The sequence below is a fragment of the Deinococcus aquiradiocola genome (genome assembly GCF_014646915.1).
Lineage (GTDB): Bacteria > Deinococcota > Deinococci > Deinococcales > Deinococcaceae > Deinococcus > Deinococcus aquiradiocola.
Map to the genome: position 1 here is coordinate 192,552 of NZ_BMOE01000004.1, position 19,042 is coordinate 211,593.

19 protein-coding genes are annotated in these 19,042 nt (G+C 69.4%); 5 read left to right on the forward strand and 14 right to left on the reverse strand.

Annotated elements, in window-relative coordinates; translation table 11 throughout:
* Positions 1–57: 57 nt before the first annotated feature.
* The 3 genes from IEY33_RS08145 to mqnE are packed head-to-tail and all read right to left on the reverse strand — an operon-like array spanning position 58 to position 2,374.
* The gene (locus tag IEY33_RS08145; protein WP_188962124.1) at positions 58–921 is read right to left on the reverse strand and encodes a menaquinone biosynthetic enzyme MqnA/MqnD family protein; all 864 of its coding nucleotides are present in this window, start codon (positions 919–921) and stop codon (positions 58–60) included.
* The gene (locus IEY33_RS08150) at positions 918–1,226 is read right to left on the reverse strand and encodes a hypothetical protein (RefSeq protein ID WP_188962126.1); all 309 of its coding nucleotides are present in this window, start codon (positions 1,224–1,226) and stop codon (positions 918–920) included. The genes IEY33_RS08145 and IEY33_RS08150 overlap by 4 nt, the downstream gene beginning before the upstream one ends.
* 2 nt (positions 1,227–1,228) lie before the next feature.
* Positions 1,229–2,374, reverse strand: coding sequence for an aminofutalosine synthase MqnE (gene mqnE, locus IEY33_RS08155; RefSeq protein WP_188962129.1), 1,146 nt, complete (start codon positions 2,372–2,374; stop codon positions 1,229–1,231).
* A 154-nt stretch (positions 2,375–2,528) separates the two neighbouring features.
* Between mqnE and IEY33_RS08160 the strand changes: the two genes are divergently transcribed.
* A complete protein-coding gene (locus IEY33_RS08160) occupies positions 2,529–3,521 on the forward strand; it encodes a GGDEF domain-containing protein (RefSeq protein WP_188962131.1) in 993 nt (330 codons plus the stop codon).
* A gap of 36 nt (positions 3,522–3,557) precedes the next feature.
* On the opposite strand, the gene IEY33_RS08165 is transcribed toward IEY33_RS08160, so the two are convergent.
* The 3 genes from IEY33_RS08165 to IEY33_RS08175 all read right to left on the reverse strand — a co-directional run bounded on the left by IEY33_RS08165 (position 3,558) and on the right by IEY33_RS08175 (position 6,019).
* A complete protein-coding gene (locus tag IEY33_RS08165) occupies positions 3,558–4,112 on the reverse strand; it encodes a GNAT family N-acetyltransferase (RefSeq protein WP_188962134.1) in 555 nt (184 codons plus the stop codon).
* Between the two features lie 87 nt (positions 4,113–4,199).
* Positions 4,200–4,823, reverse strand: a complete 624-nt coding sequence (locus IEY33_RS08170) for a histidine phosphatase family protein (protein ID WP_188962137.1) — start codon at positions 4,821–4,823, stop codon at positions 4,200–4,202.
* Positions 4,820–6,019, reverse strand: coding sequence for an ROK family protein (locus tag IEY33_RS08175; RefSeq protein WP_188962139.1), 1,200 nt, complete (start codon positions 6,017–6,019; stop codon positions 4,820–4,822). The genes IEY33_RS08170 and IEY33_RS08175 overlap by 4 nt, the downstream gene beginning before the upstream one ends.
* Positions 6,020–6,249: 230 nt before the next feature.
* Here IEY33_RS08175 and IEY33_RS08180 point away from each other — a divergent pair, with 230 nt between their 5' ends.
* Both IEY33_RS08180 and IEY33_RS08185 read left to right on the forward strand, forming a co-directional pair.
* Positions 6,250–7,590, forward strand: coding sequence for a glycosyl hydrolase (locus IEY33_RS08180; RefSeq protein WP_188962141.1), 1,341 nt, complete (start codon positions 6,250–6,252; stop codon positions 7,588–7,590).
* A gap of 102 nt (positions 7,591–7,692) precedes the next feature.
* Positions 7,693–9,930, forward strand: a complete 2,238-nt coding sequence (locus IEY33_RS08185) for a discoidin domain-containing protein (RefSeq protein WP_188962143.1) — start codon at positions 7,693–7,695, stop codon at positions 9,928–9,930.
* Between the two features lie 83 nt (positions 9,931–10,013).
* On the opposite strand, the gene IEY33_RS08190 is transcribed toward IEY33_RS08185, so the two are convergent.
* Genes IEY33_RS08190 through IEY33_RS08200 form a run of 3 tightly spaced genes read right to left on the reverse strand, consistent with a single transcriptional unit; the run spans position 10,014 to position 11,652 of the window.
* Positions 10,014–10,646: a nucleoside deaminase gene (locus IEY33_RS08190; RefSeq protein ID WP_229670872.1), complete on the reverse strand. Its 633-nt coding sequence runs from the start codon at positions 10,644–10,646 to the stop codon at positions 10,014–10,016.
* Positions 10,643–11,050 (reverse strand): NUDIX hydrolase, encoded by a 408-nt coding sequence (locus IEY33_RS08195; protein WP_229670873.1) that lies wholly within the window; start codon positions 11,048–11,050, stop codon positions 10,643–10,645. The genes IEY33_RS08190 and IEY33_RS08195 overlap by 4 nt, the downstream gene beginning before the upstream one ends.
* Complete coding sequence (locus IEY33_RS08200; protein WP_188962145.1) at positions 11,047–11,652, reverse strand: GGDEF domain-containing protein; 606 nt, start codon at positions 11,650–11,652, stop codon at positions 11,047–11,049. Before IEY33_RS08200 ends, IEY33_RS08195 begins: the two co-directional genes overlap by 4 nt.
* 243 nt (positions 11,653–11,895) lie before the next feature.
* Between IEY33_RS08200 and groES the strand changes: the two genes are divergently transcribed.
* Together groES and groL are read left to right on the forward strand one after the other, a co-directional pair.
* Positions 11,896–12,183 (forward strand): co-chaperone GroES, encoded by a 288-nt coding sequence (gene groES / locus IEY33_RS08205; protein WP_188962147.1) that lies wholly within the window; start codon positions 11,896–11,898, stop codon positions 12,181–12,183.
* Between the two features lie 119 nt (positions 12,184–12,302).
* Positions 12,303–13,952, forward strand: a complete 1,650-nt coding sequence (gene groL, locus IEY33_RS08210) for a chaperonin GroEL (protein WP_188962150.1) — start codon at positions 12,303–12,305, stop codon at positions 13,950–13,952.
* Positions 13,953–14,062: 110 nt separating this feature from the next.
* Here the strand turns inward: groL and IEY33_RS08215 are convergent, their stop codons facing one another.
* Genes IEY33_RS08215 through IEY33_RS08235 form a run of 5 tightly spaced genes read right to left on the reverse strand, consistent with a single transcriptional unit; the run spans position 14,063 to position 18,737 of the window.
* Positions 14,063–15,016, reverse strand: a complete 954-nt coding sequence (locus IEY33_RS08215; protein ID WP_188962152.1) for a branched-chain amino acid ABC transporter permease — start codon at positions 15,014–15,016, stop codon at positions 14,063–14,065.
* Positions 15,013–15,903, reverse strand: coding sequence for a branched-chain amino acid ABC transporter permease (locus IEY33_RS08220; RefSeq protein WP_188962155.1), 891 nt, complete (start codon positions 15,901–15,903; stop codon positions 15,013–15,015). The genes IEY33_RS08215 and IEY33_RS08220 overlap by 4 nt, the downstream gene beginning before the upstream one ends.
* Positions 15,904–15,934: 31 nt before the next feature.
* Complete coding sequence (locus IEY33_RS08225) at positions 15,935–17,182, reverse strand: ABC transporter substrate-binding protein (protein ID WP_188962157.1); 1,248 nt, start codon at positions 17,180–17,182, stop codon at positions 15,935–15,937.
* A 41-nt stretch (positions 17,183–17,223) separates the two neighbouring features.
* Complete coding sequence (locus tag IEY33_RS08230; RefSeq protein ID WP_188962159.1) at positions 17,224–17,934, reverse strand: ABC transporter ATP-binding protein; 711 nt, start codon at positions 17,932–17,934, stop codon at positions 17,224–17,226.
* Entirely contained in the window at positions 17,931–18,737 is an 807-nt protein-coding gene (locus IEY33_RS08235; RefSeq protein WP_188962161.1) for an ABC transporter ATP-binding protein, read from the reverse strand. The genes IEY33_RS08230 and IEY33_RS08235 overlap by 4 nt, the downstream gene beginning before the upstream one ends.
* Between the last annotated feature and the right edge of the window lie 305 nt (positions 18,738–19,042).

Consider the following 19,042-nt stretch of genomic DNA (forward strand, 5'->3'; position numbering starts at 1 on the left):
GCAGCCTCAGGCGCGCGTCAGCGCCGGGTCAGGCCGTACCTACACACGGCCTGCGTTTCAGGGCGTCAGGGCGTGCAGGCCCGTCCCGAACTCCAGGGGCGCGTGGCCGGGCAGGACCTTGTCCGCGAACTCCGCGAGGCCCAGCCGGTCCGGCGCTTCGAGGTGATACCGGAAGTTCCAGAGGTAGTGCTGCACCACGCGCTCCGGCAGGCCGAGCCGCCGCGCGTGCCGTTCGCTGACCTCCGCGAGCTGCCCGATGCCCGCGCGCCGCGAGACGCGCATGGCCTGCAGCAGCGCGTGCGGGGGCGGCGCGTCCTTGCGGTACGCCCAGACCGCGAACGCGAAGGGGTGGCCGGTCAGCACGAACCAGCGGTGCGCGAGGTCCGTGACGGTCACGCCGTGCTTCTGGTGCGGGAGGTCCAGCATGCTGACCTCCTCCCCGATGGGGCCGACCACGTCGTACCACTCGCGCAGCGCGTCGTCCCCGATGCGCAGCACGCCGTCGTAGCCCTGGTCCAGCAGCTCCAGGGCGCTGCCCTCGGCACGTTCCAGGGTGGCCTGCACGCCCGTCTCGCGCAGCAGCACCTCCAGCAGCGCGACGCTGGTCGCACTCTGCGCGGTCAGGGCGATGCGGCCGCCGCGCAGGTCACCCCAGGGCCTGCGGTGAAAGAGGTTCACGCTGTACACGGCGCCCAGCACGCTGACCGAGAAGTCCGGCAGGGCGCTCAGCACGTCCGCGTTCCGGATGAACTCCACCGCGCTGATGTTCGCCATGCTGACGCGGCCCGTGAGAAGCGCCTCGTTCATCTGGGTGGGCACGCCACGAATGACGTCCACGCCGCCCGGCACCTGCAGGTAATCGAGAATCGGGGCGACGTTCGTGTAATGAATCAGGCCGATGGGGTACGGAGCCGGTGTCACGAGGGGTTCCTCCACAGAGTCAGGGTGCCCGCCCACGGGATCAGGACCAGGGCCACGCCGATGGCGTACAGCCAGGCGTACTGCAGTCCGGACGTGTCGTACCTCGCGATCATGCCATACGCCTGCGGGCCGCTGTTCGGGTCCATCATGAAGCTGAGTGGCTCCGACGTCTGCAGGGAGAGCAGCGGGGGATTCGGCACGAACGTGACGGCCGGGAACACCGCGAGACACAGGGCACCCAGGTCGAGGAGCCACCGGTTGGATGTCGCCCGGCGGCCGCGGACGTGTTCGGCGGGGCGCTGCACCACTAGTCCGCCGCGACTTCCTGCCGTGCCGGGTACGTTTCCAGTTCGTTGTAGTACGCGTCGCGCAGGACGGGGGTGCGTCCGGCCTGCTGGATCATCTGGATCATCCTGGCCTTGCTGAGTTCCATGGGGCTGGTGGCGCCCGCCGCGTGCGCGATGTGTTCTTCCAGGATGGTGCCGTCCACGTCGCTGACGCCCCAGTCGAGGCTCACCTGGGTGAGTTCGCTGCTGATCATGACCCAGTACCCTTTGACGTGCGGGAAGTTGTCAAGGTACAGGCGGGACACGGCGAGGTTGCGCAGGTCGTCGAGGCCGGTCGTGTAGTCGGTCTTGCCGAGGTTCTGCGCGAGGGTGTTGCCCATCGGCTGGAACGCGAGCGGAATGAAGGCGTGGAAGCCGCCCCCGAATTCCCGCAGGGACTGGTCCTGCAGGGTGCGCAGGCGGTCCATGTGGTCGAGGCGTTCTTCGAGCGTCTCGATGTGGCCGTACAGCATGGTGGCGTTGGTGCGCATGCCGAGGCTGTGGGCTTCGTGGTGGATCTGCAGCCACTTCTCGGCCTTGACTTTGTTCTTGGCGACCTGCAGGCGCACGCGGTCCGCGAAGATCTCGGCGCCGCCGCCCGGCATGGCGCTCAGGCCCGCGTCCATCAGTTCGCGCAGCACTTCCAGGGTGGGTTTCCTGCTGATCTTGCTGAGGTGTTCGATCTCGGCGGCGGTGAAGGCCTTGACCTGCAGGTCCGGGAAGTTCTGCCGGAGTTGCCGGACCATGTTCGGGTAGAAGCTCCAGGGGCGGTTCGGGTGGTGGCCGCTGCTCATGTGCAGTTCGGTCACGCCGGGCACGTACTTTTCGCGGACGTGCTGCACGACGGCTTCCTCGTCGTAGTCCCAGGCGCGTTCCTCGCCTTTGCGGGCCGCGAAGGCGCAGAAGGTGCAGCCGACGTAGCAGAGGTTCGTGAACTCCAGCCGCATGCTGTGCACGAAGTACGTCTTGTCGCCGTGCAGCTGTTCGCGCCGCAGGTTCGCGAGGCGCATCAGGGCGTTGAGGTCCGGCGTGCGGAAGAGGGTCATGCCCTCCTCGAAGGTCAGCCGTTCGCGTGCCTCGACCTTGGCGGCGATTGGGAGCAGCTGGGGGTCACGAATCCACTTCATGCGTCAAGTCTACGCCTGCCCGCGCAGGCAAACGTACCCGAAACTGCAGGGTGCGGGCGGCGATGCGGGCGGTCTTCAGGACGGATGAACGTGCCCCCCACCCCCCCAGTGGGCCTGCAGCGGAACTGCTTCACGTTCACCTATACTCGGTCAAATGCCGACAAGCACGGACGCCAAAGTCACCCGGTATCGCCTGCTGGTGGAACTGATGGCCGTGCTCGTGAGCACGCACCGGGTGGACAGCGTGCTGGAGGCCCTGCACGAGCGCGTGGGGACGCTGTTCCAGGCGCCTGTCACGCTGCTGGCCCTGCGGCAGCCGGACGGCGCCTGGAACTGCCTGACGCTGGAGGGGCACAACACGCACCGCAAGACGCTCGCCGCGAGTGCGGACGGCCTGCTGGAGCGTGCGCTGCGCGGCGAACTGACATACACCAACGAACTCCTGTCGTACGCCGAGCGGAGCGGCCTGGTGTTGCGCCGTCTGGACCCGGACTCCACCCTGCCGTTCACGCGCTCCTGGATGGGCGTGCCCCTGCTGATGGACGGGCAGGCGACGGGCGTGCTGTCCATCCAGAGTTACGCGCCGGGCGACTTCAGCGACGACGACCTGGAATTCCTGCAGCTGCTCAGCACGCACCTGGGCATCGCGATGGAGAACGCGCACCTGCGCGAGCGACTGGAGAAGGAGGCCCGCACGGACGCCCTGACGGGCCTCGGGAACCGGCGGTCTTTCGTGTACAGCGGCGAGCGGGCCCTGGCGAGCGGCGACCCGGTCACGCTGGCCGTGATGGACGTGCAGCACTTCAAGGCCATCAACGACGCGCTCGGCCACCCGGCCGGGGACGCGGTGCTCGTGCACATCGGGGCGCTCCTGCACGAGCACGCGCTGCCGGACGCTCAGGCGTTCCGGCTGGGCGGCGACGAGTTCGCCCTGCTGCTGCACCACCCGCACGGCCCGGCGTACGCGCGCGTGCAGGCGTTCCTGCAGCACGCGGGCCACGCGCCCTGGCCGGTGCCGGTCCCGGTGCGGCTGAACGTGGGCCTCGCCGAGCACCGCGCGGGCAGCACGTTCGAGCAGCTCGTGCGGAACGCCGACCGGCGCATGTACGACGCGAAGCTGCGCGGCGTGCAGCTCGACCCGGCCTGACCGGCGACAGACCGGGCCGCACCTTTCAGGCGGGGTTCAGGGGCGGGGCGCGTCCAGGCGGGCCTGCACGGCGGGCCAGTCCTCGTCCGTCACGCTGAACAGCACCGTGTCGCGCACCGACCCGTCCCGGCGCACCATGTGCCGCCTCAGGACGCCCTCGCGCTGCGCTCCGAGGGCCGCGATGGCCGTCTGGGAGCGCGTGTTCAGGATGTCCGTCTTGATCTCGACGCGGTGCATGCCCATTTCCCCGAAGGCGTGCGCGAGCAGCAGGCGTTTGAAGGCGCGGTTCGCGCCGGTCCGCATGAAGGCGGGCGCGATCCACGTCCCGCCGACCTCCACGCGGCGGTGCGCGGGCCGCAGCTCCATGTAGCGCGTGCAGCCCGCCAGCTGGCCGTCCACGCGTTTCACGAAGCCCATCTGGTCCGGCGCGTACAGGATGCCGGTGTAGTACGCGTCGGTGGCCGGGTCGCCGCTCAGGTGCGTGTACTCGTGCGGGGCCTGCGCGGCGAGCGCCACGAGCGGCGCGATGTCGTCGGGCGTGAGCGGGTGCAGGCTGTACGGGCCGTGCCGGAGCGTCAGGTCGTGCTGCATGGGAGGACTGTACACGCTGCGCTGCCGTCCATGCCCCGCACCTGCCTGGACCGTGCCTGCGTGCACCGTGCGCGCGGGCCGGTGCACTCAGGCGGGCGGGTACAGCTCAGGCAGGTGCGGGGCGAGGTTCACGCCCGTCACGTACGCCGTGTGGGACGCGCGACTGAGGCTGAGGGTGGCGTAGGCCGTGTCCCCGAACGCGAACCAGCCGTGCGGCGTGCCGAGCAGTTCGCGCAGCAGGCTGTTCCCGAACCCGCCGTGCGTGACGATCAGCACGCGCTCGCCGCCGCCGTTCCAGACGAGTTCCAGGGCGTGCAGCGCGCGGGCGCGAACGGCCGCCCGACTCTCGCCGCCGTCCCGCGTGAAGGGGTCGAGGTCGTGCCGGAAGGCGGGGATGGGGTACTTCTGCAGCGCCTCGTCGCGCTTCATTCCGGCGAGGGGGCCGTTGTCCCACTCGCGCAGCAGGTCGGTGGGGGTCAGCGGCACGCCGAGCGCGGCCGTGACGACGCGGGCCGTGGTGTGCGCGCGCCGCAGGGTGGAGGTGTACGCCCGCTCGAAGCGGGGCGGGTGCGCCTGCCAGTACCGGGCGAGTGCGGCGGCCTGCGCCTCACCCTGGGGGCTCAGGGGGCTGTCGTGGCGGCCCTCGTGGACGCCCTCGTCGTCGGCGCGGCTGCGGCCGTGACGCAGCAAGGTCAGGTGCAGGGCGGTCATGGGGCGTTCCGGTCGCCCGGCGCGGCCCACGAGAGGGCACCCTTGAAGAAGTGCTCGGCGACGAGTCCGGCGGCCCCCTGGCCCCAGGCGTCGTCACTCCAGCGGTCCACGAGGACGGCCGGGCAGTGCGCGTCCGGCAGCTGGCGGGCGTGCAGGGCGGCACGCATGGCGTTCAGGAAGGGGTCGCCGACGATGACGCCTTCCCCGCCGATCAGGATGAGTTCCGGGTCGAGCAGGTCGGTGAGGTTGGCGAGCGCCTCGCCGAGCCGCTGCCCGGCGGCCTGCAGGATGGCGTGCGGGCGCGTGTCGCCCGCGTCCAGCAGCGCGATGAGGTCCTCGAGGTGCTGCGCGTGCGTGCCGGGGTGCAGGTCGTTGAACTGTGCGACGAGGTCGGGGCTGGAGACGTGCGCCTGCAGGCAGCCGTGCAGGCCACACTCGCAGGGGCGGCCGCCGGGTTCGGTGAGGACGTGCCCGAGTTCGCCCGCACCACCGCGCGGACCGCGGTACAGCTGGCCGTTGAGGACGAGGGCAGCGCCGATGCCGCGTCCGAGCGTGACGACCACGAAGTCGGTGGCCTGCCGGGCGCGGCCGACGAGGCGTTCGGCGGTGGCGAAGGCGTTGGCGTCGTTGTCGATCCAGACGGGCACGCCGAGCTGCTCGTGCAGCAGCGTACCGAGCGGCAGGTCGCGCCAGCCGGTGCGGTGAGAGACGACGCACACGCCGCGTTCCGTGTCGATGAGGCCCGGCAGGGCGAGGCCCGCGCCGACGAGCGGGACGCCGCTGGCCTGCGGGTGTCGGCGCAGGTGCGCGCTGGCGAGCGCGGCGGCAGCGACGGCCGCCTCCGGGGTGGGCGCGCCGAGCGGGACGCGGATACGGTCGATGACGTTGAGGGCGAGGTCGGTCAGGACGGCCTGCAGTTCGGTTTCGAGGAGCTTCATGCCGATCGCCTGGTGGCCCGCGTAGTTGATGCCGAGCGGGACGGGGTGGCGGGGCAGGTGCGGGGCGAGTTCGGGGTGCTGGGTCAGGATGCCTTCGCTGAGGAGGTCGGCGGTGACGATGGTGATGGAGGCGGCGCTCAGGCCGGTCTGCTGCACGAGTCGGGAGCGGCTCATGGGGCCGTCGCGGCGCAGCTCGTCGAGGATGAGTCGGCGGTTCATGGCGCGCGCGGCACCCTGGTCGACTTTCTGTGCGCGCATGGCTCGCATGCTATCCGGATTCGGGGGCGCGGGTGACGTCAGTTTCTGACCTCTCCGGCTGGCGAGCAGCGGGGCTGCCCTGACGGCTGGGTGGGGGGCGGGAGATCCGTTCACATTCTTCCGTTCATTTGACAAAGTGAAGGGATCGTCCTACGATTGGTCACACGTCACAATCCAGGCCGCTGTTCCGGCCCCGTTCACCCGCTCCGGCCCGTGCCGGGAGGTCCCTCATGCGTGCACGCTCCGCCCCGGCCCGTCCGCCCCGACCCGCCCCGCCGACGCTGACGGCGCCGCTGCTCGCCCTGCTGCTCGGCGCGTGCAGCGCCCCGTCTTCTCCTGCCACCCTCCAGCCGCACACGCCCGGCACGGCAGCCACCGTCAGCGCACTCACCGTCAGCACGCAGGCCACCCGCAGCGCCAAACGCGGCGTCGCCTACGACCTCGCCAGCACGGCCGACGCGACCGCCCTCTCGCCCGGCGTCGGCTGGTGGTACAACTGGAGCCCCACCCCCAACCCCGGCGCGACCGGAACCGGCATGGAATTCGTCCCGATGCTCTGGAACGGCACCTTCGACACCGCCACCGCCGAGACCCAGATCCGCGCCCTCGGCACCCCGAAGAACCTGCTCGTCCTGAACGAACCGAACCTCACGGACCAGGCGAACCTGACGCCCGCACAGGCCGCCGCCCTGTGGCCCCGCTACGAGCAGGTGGCGCGCGACACCGGCGTGAACCTCGTCGGACCCGCCATGACGTGGGGCACCATGCCGAACTACCAGGACCCGGTCGCGTGGCTGGACGCCTTCTACGCCGCGTACCGCAACGCGAACGGCGGACGCGACCCGCGCATCGACGCACTCGCCTTCCACTGGTACGACTACGGCCTCGCCGCGCAGCTCGACCGCCTGAAAAAGTACGGCAAGCCCCTGTGGGTCACGGAATTCGCGAACTGGCACGCGCAGCAGGACGGCGCGCAGATCGACACGCCCGCCAGACAGCTCGCGCAGCAGAACGACATGGTCGCCACGCTGGAAGGCCGCAGCGACGTGCTGCGCTACGCGTGGTTCACGGGCCGCTGGCCCAACGACACGCACGCCACCAGCCTCCTCGCCGGGAGCGGACAGCTCACCCCGCTCGGCCAGAACTACCTGAACCTTCCCGCCGCCCCCGCACCGTGCGGCGCGGCGAACATCGCCCTGAACCGCCCCGCCACCGCGTCCAGCAGCGAGTCGGCTGGTACGCCCGCCAGTGCCGCCGTGGACGGCAACGCGGGCACCCGCTGGTCCAGCGCCTTCGCGGACCCGCAGTGGCTGCAGGTGGACCTGGGCAGCGTGCAGCCCCTCTGCGGCGTGACCCTCCAGTGGGAGGCCGCGTACGGGAAGGCCTACCAGCTGCAGACCTCGGACGACGCCCGTACCTGGACGACCGTGTACAGCACCGCCAGCGGCACCGGCGGCACGCAGGCCCTGAACTTCACGGGCAGCGGCCGCTACGTGCGCGTACTCGGCACGCAGCGCGCCACCACGTACGGGTACTCGCTGTGGGAACTGCAGGTGCGCCGCACGAACTGATCCGTATTGCATCCCCGATTGACCGGAATCCTGATGACCTCTCCCCCGCCCCCAGGTTCACCGTTCCGCGCGTCCACGGGCGCAGTCACACAAGGAGTCCACATGAACACACGGCCTTCCCCCACCGCCTCGCCCCGCAGCATCCTCACGCGGTTCACGCTCGCCGCCAGCGTCGGCCTGTTGCTCGGCGCGTGCACCCAGCAGACGCCCGCCCCGACCGCCACCGGCACACCCACCCTCGGCGCGCTGGCGACGTGCGGCACCACGAACCTCGCCCTGAACCGCCCCGCCACCGCGTCCACCACCGAGAACGCCGGTACGCCCGCCAGTGCCGCCGTGGACGGCAACGCGGGCACCCGCTGGTCCAGCGCCTTCACGGACCCGCAGTGGCTGCAGGTGGACCTGGGCAGCGTGCAGAACCTCTGCCAGGTCACCCTGAACTGGGAGGCGGCCGCCGGGAAGGCTTTCCAGATCCAGGCGTCGAACGACGCCACCACCTGGACGACGCTGTACAGCACCACCAGCGGCACGGGCGGCGTGCAGACCGTCCCCGTCACGGGCAGCGGCCGCTACGTCCGCATGTACGGCACGCAGCGCACCACCGCGTACGGGTACTCGCTGTGGGAGATGACCGTGAACGGCGTGGCGGGCACCCCCACCCTCCCCACGTCGGACACGCCGAACTTCGGGCCGAACGTCAAGATCTACGACCCGGCCGTGCCTGCCGCGACCATCCAGGCGGACCTCGACAGTGCCTTCAATGCCTGGAACCAGAACGCGGGCGCGCAGTTCGGCAGTCAGCGCTACACGTTCCTGTTCAAGCCCGGCACGTACGGGCGCGTGTGGGCGAACGTCGGCTTCTACACGCACCTCGGCGGGCTGGGCCTCAACCCGGACGACGTGACCATCAACGGCGCGATCAACGTCGACAGCGGCTGGAATGCCGGAGACACCGCCAACGCCACGCAGAACTTCTGGCGGAGCGCCGAGAATCTCTCCGTCGTGCCCGAAGGCGGCACCGACCGCTGGGCCGTGTCGCAGGCCGCCCCCATGCGGCGCGTGCACGTCAGGGGCGCCCTGACGCTCGGGCCGAGCAACTACGGGTACGCGAGCGGCGGGTACCTCGCGGACGTGCGGGTGGACGGGCAGGTCAGCTCGTCGTCGCAGCAGCAGTGGTACACGCGCGACAGCAGCCTGGGCAGCTGGACGGGCGGCGTGTGGAACATGGTGTTCTCCGGCGTGCAGGGCGCCCCCGCGCAGACCTTCCCGAACCCGCCCAGCACCACGCTCGCCACCACGCCCGTCTCGCGCGAGAAACCCTACCTGTACATCGACAGTGCCGGGAAGTACCGCGTGTTCCTCCCCAGCCTCCGCACGAACGCCGCCGGGGCCACGTGGCCCAACACGCCCGGCACCAGCCTGCCCCTGAGCACGTTCTACGTCGCGAAACCCAGCGACAGCGCCGCCACCCTGAACCAGGCGCTCACGCAGGGCCTGAACCTGTTCTTCACGCCCGGCGTGTACCACCTGAACCAGACGCTGAACGTCACGCGCGCGAACACCGTCATCTACGGCCTGGGCTTCCCGACCCTCATCCCGGACGGCGGCGTGAACGCCATCCAGACGGCCGACGTGGACGGCGTGAACATCTCCGGCCTGCTGTTCGACGCGGGCACCACCAACAGCGCCGCCCTCCTCACGGTCGGCACGGCCGGATCGCACGTCAGTCACGCCACGAACCCCAGCAGCGTGCAGGACGTGTACTTCCGCATCGGCGGGGCCGTGGCAGGCAAGGCCACCACCAGCCTGATCGTGAACAGCGACCACACCCTCGTGGACCACATCTGGGCGTGGCGCGCCGACCACGGCACCAACCCCACCGGCTGGACCGTCAACACCGCCGACACCGGCATGATCGTGAACGGCAATGGCGTCCTCGCGACCGGGCTGTTCGTCGAGCACTACCAGAAGTACGAGGTGGTGTGGAACGGCCAGGGCGGCAAGACCATCTTCTTCCAGAACGAGAACCCCTACGACGTGCCGGACCAGGCCACGTGGCGCAGCGGCGCGAACGGCTACGCCGCGTACAAGGTCGCCGACACCGTCACCACGCACGAAGGCTGGGGCATGGGCGTGTACTCGTACTTCAACGTGAATCCCGGCGTGCACGTCGACCGCGGCTTCGAGGTGCCGAACACCGCCGGCGTGAAATTCCATGACGTGTTCACCGTGTCCCTCGGGAACGTCGGCACCATCGACCACGTCATCAACACCACCGGCCCCGTCGCGCCGCAACCCGGCACGAACACCGCGCCCAGCAACGTGGTCAGCTACCCCTGACCCGCAGGGCGTGAACGGCCGTGGCCCCCTCCGTGCAGCGGAGGTGCGGGCCACGGCCTTCGGCGTTCATGTCAGCCCTGCAGTCATGCCAGGACGGCCAGCGCGTCCGCGAGGGGGGCGCGGCGCTCGGCCAGGGCGTCCAGGGTGCGGGAGCGGTGCAGGCGGGCGGCGAATTCCACGTCCGGCGCGTACTCGTGGAAGGTCTGCAGGAAGTGCCCGAGCGCGTCGTGGCCTTCCCTCAGGAAACTCGTGAGCGCGAGGCGCAGGGCGGCGCGCTGCACGTCTTCCGGCGCGCGGCTCACGCGCATGCCCTTGCGGGACACGTAGCGGTGGTCCGTCAGGATGTCGGCCGCTCCGGCCCAGGGGTCCGGCGCGGCGTAGCTGACGCCCCGGATGCTGCTCATGGCGACTGCTCCGGCGCACTGCGGGCAGGGTTCGACGGTGGTGTGGACGGTCCAGCCGTAGCACTCGGGGCGCGGCACGTCCCGCAGGTCCAGCAGGGCGTTGATCTCGGCGTGCGCCAGATCATGCCCGGCGACGAAGCCTGAACCTTCCGCGCCGTGTACGCGCCGCGCCGCGCCCAGCCGGTTGCGTCCGCGCGCCAGCACCGTGCCGTGCTCGTCGGCGATGCACGCCCCGATGGCGTACGAGCCCTCGCCGTACGCGGTCCAGGCTTCTTCCAGGGCGGCCCGCCAGGGAGCGGAGAGCGGCGTCACAGCCAGCCCCGCTCGCGCAGGACCGCCAGCGCCGGGGCCAGCTGATCGTCGTCGCACCAGGGCGACTGTGTGGGATCGACCCAGAGGCAGTCTCGGCCTTCCGGGCTGGGTTCCTGGCGGGTCAGGCGGGCCAGGAAGATCAGGCTGGCCATGCCGCTGCGGGGTGAGGTGACCGCGAAGCCTGTGCCCTCCACGGCCACGTGGGCGCCCGCTTCCTCCCAGGCTTCCCGCACGGCCGCGCCCGCTGCCGTCTCGCCGGGTTCGATGCCGCCGCCCGGCAGGCTCCAGCGGCCCCCGCCGACCCCGATCATGAGCACCCGGCCCTCGTGCAGCACGCAGGCGCAGGCGCGCCCGGTGCGCTCCAGGCCGGGCGAGAGGTTCGTCGGTCCGGCCCAGCGGCTCACAGGGCGCCCCGGTGCTTCTCCACCAGCTCGTCCAGCGCTTCTCGCAGCAGGCTGGCCTCGGTGCGCTCCAGGGCGGCGGCGAGTTTGCTCAGCCGCTCCAGCTGGCTCTTGGGGTAGTAGTTGCTCTTGAGGACCATCTTGCTTTCCACGTAGATGCAGGCACGGCCGCGTCCCTCGCGTTTGGCGCGCAGCAGGGCCTCGTCGGCAGCGCGCTGCAGTTCGAGGGGGCTGTCGGCGTGGGCGGGGCGTCCGGCGAGGCCTACGGAGAGGCTGAGGGTGCGGGGCCAATCGGGGTCGCGGTTCATCTGGAAGTGCTTGATGATCTCGTCGAAGAGGATGAGGGCCGTTTCGGCAGCCGTTTCGGGGAGGATGGCGGCGTACTCGTCGCCGCCGAGGCGCGCGACGTGGCTTCCGGCCGGGAGGCTGCCGGTCAGCAGGCGTTCGACGACGCGCAGGACCCGGTCGCCTTCGTTGTGCCCGAGGGTGTCGTTGAGGTTCTTGAAGTGGTCGACGTCCAGCAGGGCGAGGGTGAGGGGGACGCCGGCGAGTTTGGCGAGGGTGGTCTCGAAGTCGGGGCGGCTGAGGATGGGGGGGCGGGCCACGGTGAACCTCCTTGGATTGCGTATATGCTCTAACATATATATGTTACGCATATACGTCAAGAGGAACATACGCCTGGAAAAATGCCCACTCCGCGCAACTTGAGCGTATGAGACTCATATTCCTGCACTCTAAACATTGACATTTCGCTGAGTGCAGGGCTAGGATTCCGTCTGGATCGGCACAAACCCGCCGGGACGACCGGAGGGCCGCCCCACTCACTTCACTTCACAGGAGGAACATTCATGCTGAAACCACTAGGTGACCGCGTACTGGTTGAAATCATCGAGGAAACCGAGCAGAAGACCGCTGGTGGCCTCTACGTCCCCGACAGCGCCAAAGAGAAGAGCCAGCGCGGCAAGGTCGTCGCCGTCGGCAGCGGCAAGACCCTCGACAACGGCACCAAGGTCGCGCTGGAAGTCAAGACCGGCGACACCGTGTACTTCGCCAAGTACGGCGGCACGGAAGTGTCCCTGGAAGGCAAGAACTACAGCATCCTCGCCGAACGCGACATCCTCGCGATCGTCGAGTAAGACGGAACACGGGAAGTTCAGGGCCCGCCCTGACTTCCACCTCCGTACCGTTCACCCGCACGATTCACTCACGGTCAGGACGGCCTCACGCCCACTGACCTGCAGTCAAGGAGCACACCATGGCTAAGCAACTCGTATTCGATGAACAGGCCCGTCGCGCGCTGGAACGCGGCGTCAACGCCGTCGCCAACGCTGTCAAGGTCACCCTCGGGCCGCGCGGCCGCAACGTCGTGATCGAGAAGAAGTTCGGCAGCCCCACCATCACCAAGGACGGCGTCACCGTCGCCAAGGAAGTGGAGCTGGAAGACAAGCTCGAGAACATCGGCGCGCAGCTCCTCAAGGAAGTCGCGTCCAAGACCAACGACATCACGGGTGACGGCACCACCACCGCCACCGTGCTCGGCCAGGCCGTCGTCAAGGAAGGCCTGCGCAACGTCGCGGCCGGCGCGAACCCCCTCGCCCTGAAGCGCGGTATCGAGAAGGCCGTCCAGGCCGCCATCGAAGAGATCAAGAAGCTCAGCGTGCCCGTCGAGGACAGCGACGCCATCAAGAAGGTCGCGGGCATCAGCGCCAACGACGAACAGGTCGGCGAGGAAATCGCGAACGCGATGGACAAGGTCGGCAAGGAAGGCGTCATCACCATCGAGGAGTCCAAGGGCTTCGACACCGAAGTGGACGTCGTGGAAGGCATGCAGTTCGACAAGGGCTACATCAGCCCCTACTTCATCACCAGCCCCGACACCATGGAAGCCATCCTCGAAGATCCGTACATCCTGATCAACGAGAAGAAGGTCAGCGCCCTCAAGGACCTGTTGCCCGTGCTGGAGAAGGTCGCGCAGACCGGCCGTCCCCTGCTGATCATCGCGGAAGATGTGGAGGGCGAAGCGCTCGCGACCCTCGTCGTGAACAAGCTGCGCGGCACGCTGAACATCGCGGCCGTCAAGGCCCCCGGCTTCGGTGACCGCCGCAAGGAAATGCTGCGCGACATCGCCGCCGTGACCGGCGGTCAGGTCATCACCGAGGACCTCGGCCACAAGCTCGAGAACGTCACCATGGACATGCTGGGCCGCGCCAAGCGCATCCGCATCACCAAGGACGAGACCACCGTCATCGACGGCGGCGGCGACCAGAAGGAGATCGAAGCCCGCGTCGGCGCGATCAAGGCCGAACTCGACACCACCGACAGCGACTACGCCAAGGAGAAGCTGCAGGAGCGCCTCGCCAAGCTGGCCGGCGGCGTCGCGGTCATCCGCGTCGGTGCGGCCACCGAGACGGAACTCAAGGAGAAGAAGCACCGCTACGAGGACGCCCTCAGCACCGCCCGCTCGGCGGTCGAGGAAGGCATCGTGTCGGGCGGCGGCACCACCCTGCTGCGCATCATCCCCGCCGTCCGCAAGGCCGCCGAGGCCCTGAGCGGCGACGAGGCGACCGGCGCGCGCATCCTGATCCGCGCCCTGGAAGAGCCGGCCCGTCAGATCGCCGTGAACGCTGGCTTCGAAGGCAGCGTCGTGGTCAACGCCGTCATCAACAGCGACCTGCCCCGTTACGGCTTCAACGCCGCGACCGGTGAGTTCGTGGACGACATGGTCGCCGCGGGCATCGTCGACCCGGCCAAGGTGACGCGCACCGCGCTGCAGAACGCCGCCAGTATCGGCGCGCTGATCCTGACCACCGAAGCGATCGTGTCCGACAAGCCCGAGAAGGCGCAGGCCGGCGGCCCTCAGGGTGGCGGCATGGGCGACGGCGGCATGGGCGGCATGGACTTCTGAAGTCCTGACCGCTGACCCCGTCAGCAAGAAAGGGAGGCCGGAGCGTACGCTCCGGCCTCCCTTCTTTCATGTCAGGCTCCCCTGCCCCCACGAGCCTCTCCTGCGTGGGGTTACCTGCGGCGCAGGAGGTTCTGGACCGTGCCGATCACGCCCGCGCGGAAGAACAGCACCACCAGCACGAACACGAGGCCCGTCACGATGCCGACCGGGAAGTTGCTGGTGGACAGGTAGTCGCGCAGCAGCAGCACGAGGCCCGCGCCGATTAGCGGGCCGAAGGCGGTGGCGGTCCCGCCGAGCAGCGTCATGATGACCACCTCGCCGCTCGTGCGCCAGTTGACGACTTCCAGGCTGACGACGCCGTGCCCGAACACGGTCAGGCCGCCCGCCAGTCCGGCGAGCGCGGCGGACACGAGGAACGCCGTGAACTTGTAGCGGAACGGGGCGTACCCGACGCTTTGGGCGCGGACTTCGTTGTCGCGCACGGCCTGCGTGACGCGCCCGAAGGGGCTGTGCACGAGGCGGTACGCGGCGGCCATCCCGGCGGCGAACACCAGCAGCGCGAAGTAGTACCGGACGAGGTTGCTGTCGAAGTTCAGGCCCGGCAGGTTCGGGTGCGGGATGCCCTGCAGGCCGTTCTCGCCGCCCGTGAAATCCGTGAGCTGCAGCGCCACGAAGCTGACCATCTGCGCGAAGGCGAGCGTGATCATGCTGAAGTAGATGCCGTAGGAGCGGACGGACAGGAAGCCGATGGGCACGGCGAGCAGCAGGGCGCTGGCGGCTCCGGCCAGCAGGGAGACGGGGACGTTCAGGCCGTGCGAGAGGGCGTACGCGGTGACGTAGGCGCTGGTGCCCCAGAAGGCCGCGTGCCCGAAGGACAGCAGGCCCGCGTACCCGAACAGCAGGTCGAAGGCGACGGCGAACAGGCCCCACGCGAGGATGTCGAGCGCCAGGACCGGGTACACGAAGTGCGGGAGGGCCAGCAGCAGGGCCGCGCCGAGCAGCAGCCAGCCGAGGCGGGCGCGTGGGCGGGCGGCGGTGCGGGCGGTGGTGGGGAGGGCCGTCACCGGGCACCTTCCGGCAGGCCGAACAGGCCGCTGGGGCGGAACAGCAGCACGAGCGCCATCAGGATGAACACCAGCGTGTTGCTGATGGGCGGGTAGAGGGCCGCGCCGACGGCAGTGAGGACGCCGACCGCGAAGCCGACCACGACCGAGCCGAGGATGCTGCCCATCCCGCCGATCACGACGACCGCGAAGGTCGTGATGATGAGTTCGGCGCCCATGTACGGGTCGACGCTGTAGATGGGGGCGGCGAGCACGCCCGCCAGTCCGGCGAGGGCCACGCCCACCCCGAACACGGCCGTGACCCACGCGGAGACGTTGATGCCGAAGGAGCGGGTGACGGTGGGATTCTCGGTCGCGGCGCGCACGACGGCGCCGACGCGGGTGCGTTCGATGACGTACCACGTGACGAGGCACACGGCGAGGCTGAGCGCGATCACGAACAGGCGGTATTTGGGGAACACCACGAAGCCGAGGTTCACGACGCCGGTCAGCATCTCGGGCGGGGTGTAGGGGGCGCTGCTGACCGCGAACTGGCTGAGCATCACCTGTTTCACGAGGTCCTGGATGAGCAGTGTCAGGCCGAAGGTGAGGAGCAGGTTGTAGCTGTGGTCCAGGCCGTACAGGCGGCGCAGCAGCACGCGTTCCAGGATCACGCCGATCAGGCCCACGATGAGCGGTGAGACGATCAGGGACGGCCAGAAGCCCAGGCCGAGCGTTTCGGACAGCGCGAAGGCGCCGAAGGCGCCCAGCATGTACAGCGCGCCGTGCGCGAAGTTCACGATGCGCAGCATGCCGAAGATCACGGCGAGTCCCAGGCTGAGCAGGGCGTAGAAGGCGCCGTTGACGAGGCCGTTGAACACCTGGATGAGCAGCAGCTGGGCGTTCATGCGTTCACCGCTTCACGGGCGTGGGGCGGGGTCACTGCATCTTGCATTTGCTCTCGCTCAGGGGCGTGAAGGCCTTGTCGGCGGGGATGATGGCGGTGCGTTTGAAGTAGTCGCCGGGTTCCTTGGCGTCGGCTTTGGCTTTGACCTGCACGGTGTACACGTCGAGCGTGACGCGGTGGTCCTGCGGGCGGATGTAGGCGTTGCGGGCGTAGAAGTCGTTGAAGCGGTACCCTTCGAGCGCCTTGACGACGGCGTCGCCGTTGTCGCTCCTGGCGCGCACGACGGCGTTGAGGTACTGGGTGGTGGCGCTGTAGTTTCCGGCCTGTTCCCAGGTGGGTTTCTTGCCGAAGGCCTTCTCGAAGCGGGCGGCCCACGCGCGGCTGAGGGCGTCCATGTTCCAGAACCACGGGACGGTCGCGATGGCGCCCGCGTAGGCGTCCTGGCCGAGGGCGGTGACGTCGGTGTCGAACAGCAGGCCGATGCCGAGCCCGATGCCCTGTTTCTTCAGGCCGAACTCGTTGTACTGCTTGACGACGTTCACGAGGTCCGCGCCGGCCTGCATGGTGCCGAAGATCTTGGGTTTCAGGGACTGCGCCTTGAGGAGGTAGCTGGAGAAGTCGGTGTTCGGGAAGGGGGTGGCTTCGCTGGGCGCGACGAGCTTCCCGCCGTTCTCCTGCACGGCGGCCGTCATCTGGCGGTTGAGGTCCTGCCCGAAGACGTAGTTGGGGTAGATGATGTACCAGGTCTTGCCGCCGCGTCTGGTGACGGCGGTGCCGGTGCCGTTGGCGAGCATGTAGTTGTCGTAGGCGTAGTGGAAGGTGTACCTGTTGCACTTCTCGTTGGTGAGAGTGCTGGTGCCGGGGCCGACCGCGATGACGGGAATCTTGCGCTGGCGGGCCACTTCGGACGCGGCGAGCGCGGCGGCGCTGCTGACGAGGTCGGTGATGAAGTCCACGCCCTGCCGTTCGATCATCTCGGTGGCCTTGTTGCTGGCGATGTCGGCCTTGTTCTGGTGGTCGGCGGCCGTGACGGTGATCTTGCCCCGGTAGGCGGGGTTGGCGACGATGAAGTCCTCGACGGCCATGTTCACGGCCTTGACGGCGCCCTGCCCGGCGACTTCGGAGTACACGCCGGACAGGTCGGTGATGACGCCGATGCGGATCTGGCCGTCGCTGAGCGCGGCGAGGGGGGCGTTCTGCGCGAGGCTCAGGCTGGGCATCAGCAGGGCGGCGGTGACGAGGCCGGTGGTCAGGCGGGCGCGGGTACGGGTGCTGTTCATGGGATCTCCTGTGTGCGGTGAGATGGGGGGGCGGGGTGTGCCTACACGCTGAGGTGGTGCAGCAGGTCCCGTCGTCGTTCGCGGACTTGCTCGCGCGGGACTTCGTCCACGATGCGGCCGTCCACCATCACGTAGTGCCGGTCGGCGAGGCGCGCCGCGAAGCTGAGGTTCTGCTCGACGAGCACGATGGCGAGGCCCTGCGCCTTGAGGTCGTCGAGCATCCGGCCGATGGCCTGCACGATCACGGGCGCGAGGCCCTCGGACGGCTCGTCGAGCAGCAGCAGGCGGGGCGCGCCGCGCAGGACGCGCAGCATGGCGAGCATCTGCTGTTCCCCGCCGGAGAGTTTGGTGCCGGGGTGGTGCGCGCGTTCCCGCAGGACCGGGAAGGCGTCGTACGCGCGGTTCAGGTCCCAGCCGCCCGGTCGCAGGGGCGGCAGTTCGAGGTTCTCGCGGACCGACAGGTTCCCGAGGATGGCGCGTTCTTCCGGCACCCACGCCACGCCGCGCCGGGCGACGGCGTTGCTGTTCAGGCGCGTGATGTCCTGGCCGTCCAGGGTGACGCTGCCGCCGTTGTGACCGCGCGGGGGCGGAAGGACGCCCATGATGCGTTTGAGGGTGGTGGTCTTGCCCGCGCCGTTGCGGCCGATGAGGGACACGACCTCGCCCTGCTGCACGTCGAGGTTCACGCCGTGCAGGACGTGCGACTGGCCGTAGAAGGCCTGCAGGTCGCGGACGGTCAGGAGCGGCGTCATGCGCGGCTTCCGTGGCCGGGGGCGATGTCGGCCTCGCTGCCGTCCTCGGCGAAGATGTCTTCCTCGTGTCCGAGGTACGCGGCGATCACGGCGGGGTCCTGCCGCACCTGTTCGTAGGGGCCGCTCGCGATGACCTGGCCGTACTGCAGGACGGTGATGCGGTCGGCGAGCTGCGCGACGACGCTCATGTTGTGTTCCACCATGACGACCGTGCGTCCGGCCGCGACGCGCCGCACGAGCGCGATGACGCGCTCGATGCCTTCGGAGCCCATGCCGGAGGTGGGTTCGTCGAGCAGCAGCACGCGCGGCTCCTGCGTGAGGGACAGGCCGATCTCCAGGCCGCGTTTCTCGCCGTGCGACAGGTCCGCCGCGAGGCGGTGCTGCACGTCCTGCAGGCCCACCTGTGCCACGATCTCGTCGATGCGGGGGTCGAAGCGCTGCAGGGCGCGGTCGCTGATCCAGAAGCGGTGCGGGAGGGCGGTGGGGGCCTGCAGGGCCACGGCGAGGTTGTCGCGGACGGTCATGCTGCCGAACACGCTGGAGATCTGGAAGGAGCGGGACAGGCCGCGCCGCACGAGGTGCTGCGGGGAGAGCGTGTCGACGCGTTCGCCGAACAGGCGGACCTCGCCGGAGGTGGGTTTCAGGAAGCCGGACAGCAGGTTGAAGAGGGTGGTCTTGCCCGCGCCGTTCGGTCCGATGACGGCGTGGATCTCACCTTCGCGGATGTCGAGGGTGACGTCGTTGGTGGCGCGGAAGCCGCGGAATTCCTTGCAGAGGTGAACGGCCTGGAGTGCCGGGGTCAAGGGGTGCTCCGGGAGGTGTGGCGGGAACGGGCAGGTCTGAAGGCAGGACTGGCGGTCATGAATCCTCCTGTTCGGGCGCTCTGGGTTGTGATGTGACTCACGTGTATCACAGATGGGGGCCGGATGTGAAGGTCCGGCTCCTCCGCACCGGGCGGCCAGGAATGGGTCCGGGTGGCCCCGCGTGCGTCCTGACGGGCGTTTGTTCGCCTGCACGGCGGGCTGTCTCCGTCCGCGTGACAAACGTCCCGCCGGGGCGCGTCCAGGCACACCCTCCGGGCCGCCGCGCAGGCCCTACAATGCCTGCA

Excerpts from the sequence above, each read along its gene's own strand:
- mqnE (WP_188962129.1), bottom strand. The coding sequence starts at position 2,374 with ATGAAGTGGATTCGTGACCCCCAGCTGCTCCCAATCGCCGCCAAGGTC.
- IEY33_RS08160 (WP_188962131.1), top strand. The coding sequence starts at position 2,529 with ATGCCGACAAGCACGGACGCCAAAGTCACCCGGTATCGCCTGCTGGTG.
- IEY33_RS08165 (WP_188962134.1), bottom strand. The coding sequence starts at position 4,112 with ATGCAGCACGACCTGACGCTCCGGCACGGCCCGTACAGCCTGCACCCG.
- IEY33_RS08170 (WP_188962137.1), bottom strand. The coding sequence starts at position 4,823 with ATGACCGCCCTGCACCTGACCTTGCTGCGTCACGGCCGCAGCCGCGCC.
- IEY33_RS08175 (WP_188962139.1), bottom strand. The coding sequence starts at position 6,019 with ATGCGCGCACAGAAAGTCGACCAGGGTGCCGCGCGCGCCATGAACCGC.
- IEY33_RS08180 (WP_188962141.1), top strand. The coding sequence starts at position 6,250 with ATGCGTGCACGCTCCGCCCCGGCCCGTCCGCCCCGACCCGCCCCGCCG.
- IEY33_RS08185 (WP_188962143.1), top strand. The coding sequence starts at position 7,693 with ATGAACACACGGCCTTCCCCCACCGCCTCGCCCCGCAGCATCCTCACG.
- groES (WP_188962147.1), top strand. The coding sequence starts at position 11,896 with ATGCTGAAACCACTAGGTGACCGCGTACTGGTTGAAATCATCGAGGAA.
- groL (WP_188962150.1), top strand. The coding sequence starts at position 12,303 with ATGGCTAAGCAACTCGTATTCGATGAACAGGCCCGTCGCGCGCTGGAA.
- IEY33_RS08220 (WP_188962155.1), bottom strand. The coding sequence starts at position 15,903 with ATGAACGCCCAGCTGCTGCTCATCCAGGTGTTCAACGGCCTCGTCAAC.
- IEY33_RS08225 (WP_188962157.1), bottom strand. The coding sequence starts at position 17,182 with ATGAACAGCACCCGTACCCGCGCCCGCCTGACCACCGGCCTCGTCACC.
- IEY33_RS08230 (WP_188962159.1), bottom strand. The coding sequence starts at position 17,934 with ATGACGCCGCTCCTGACCGTCCGCGACCTGCAGGCCTTCTACGGCCAG.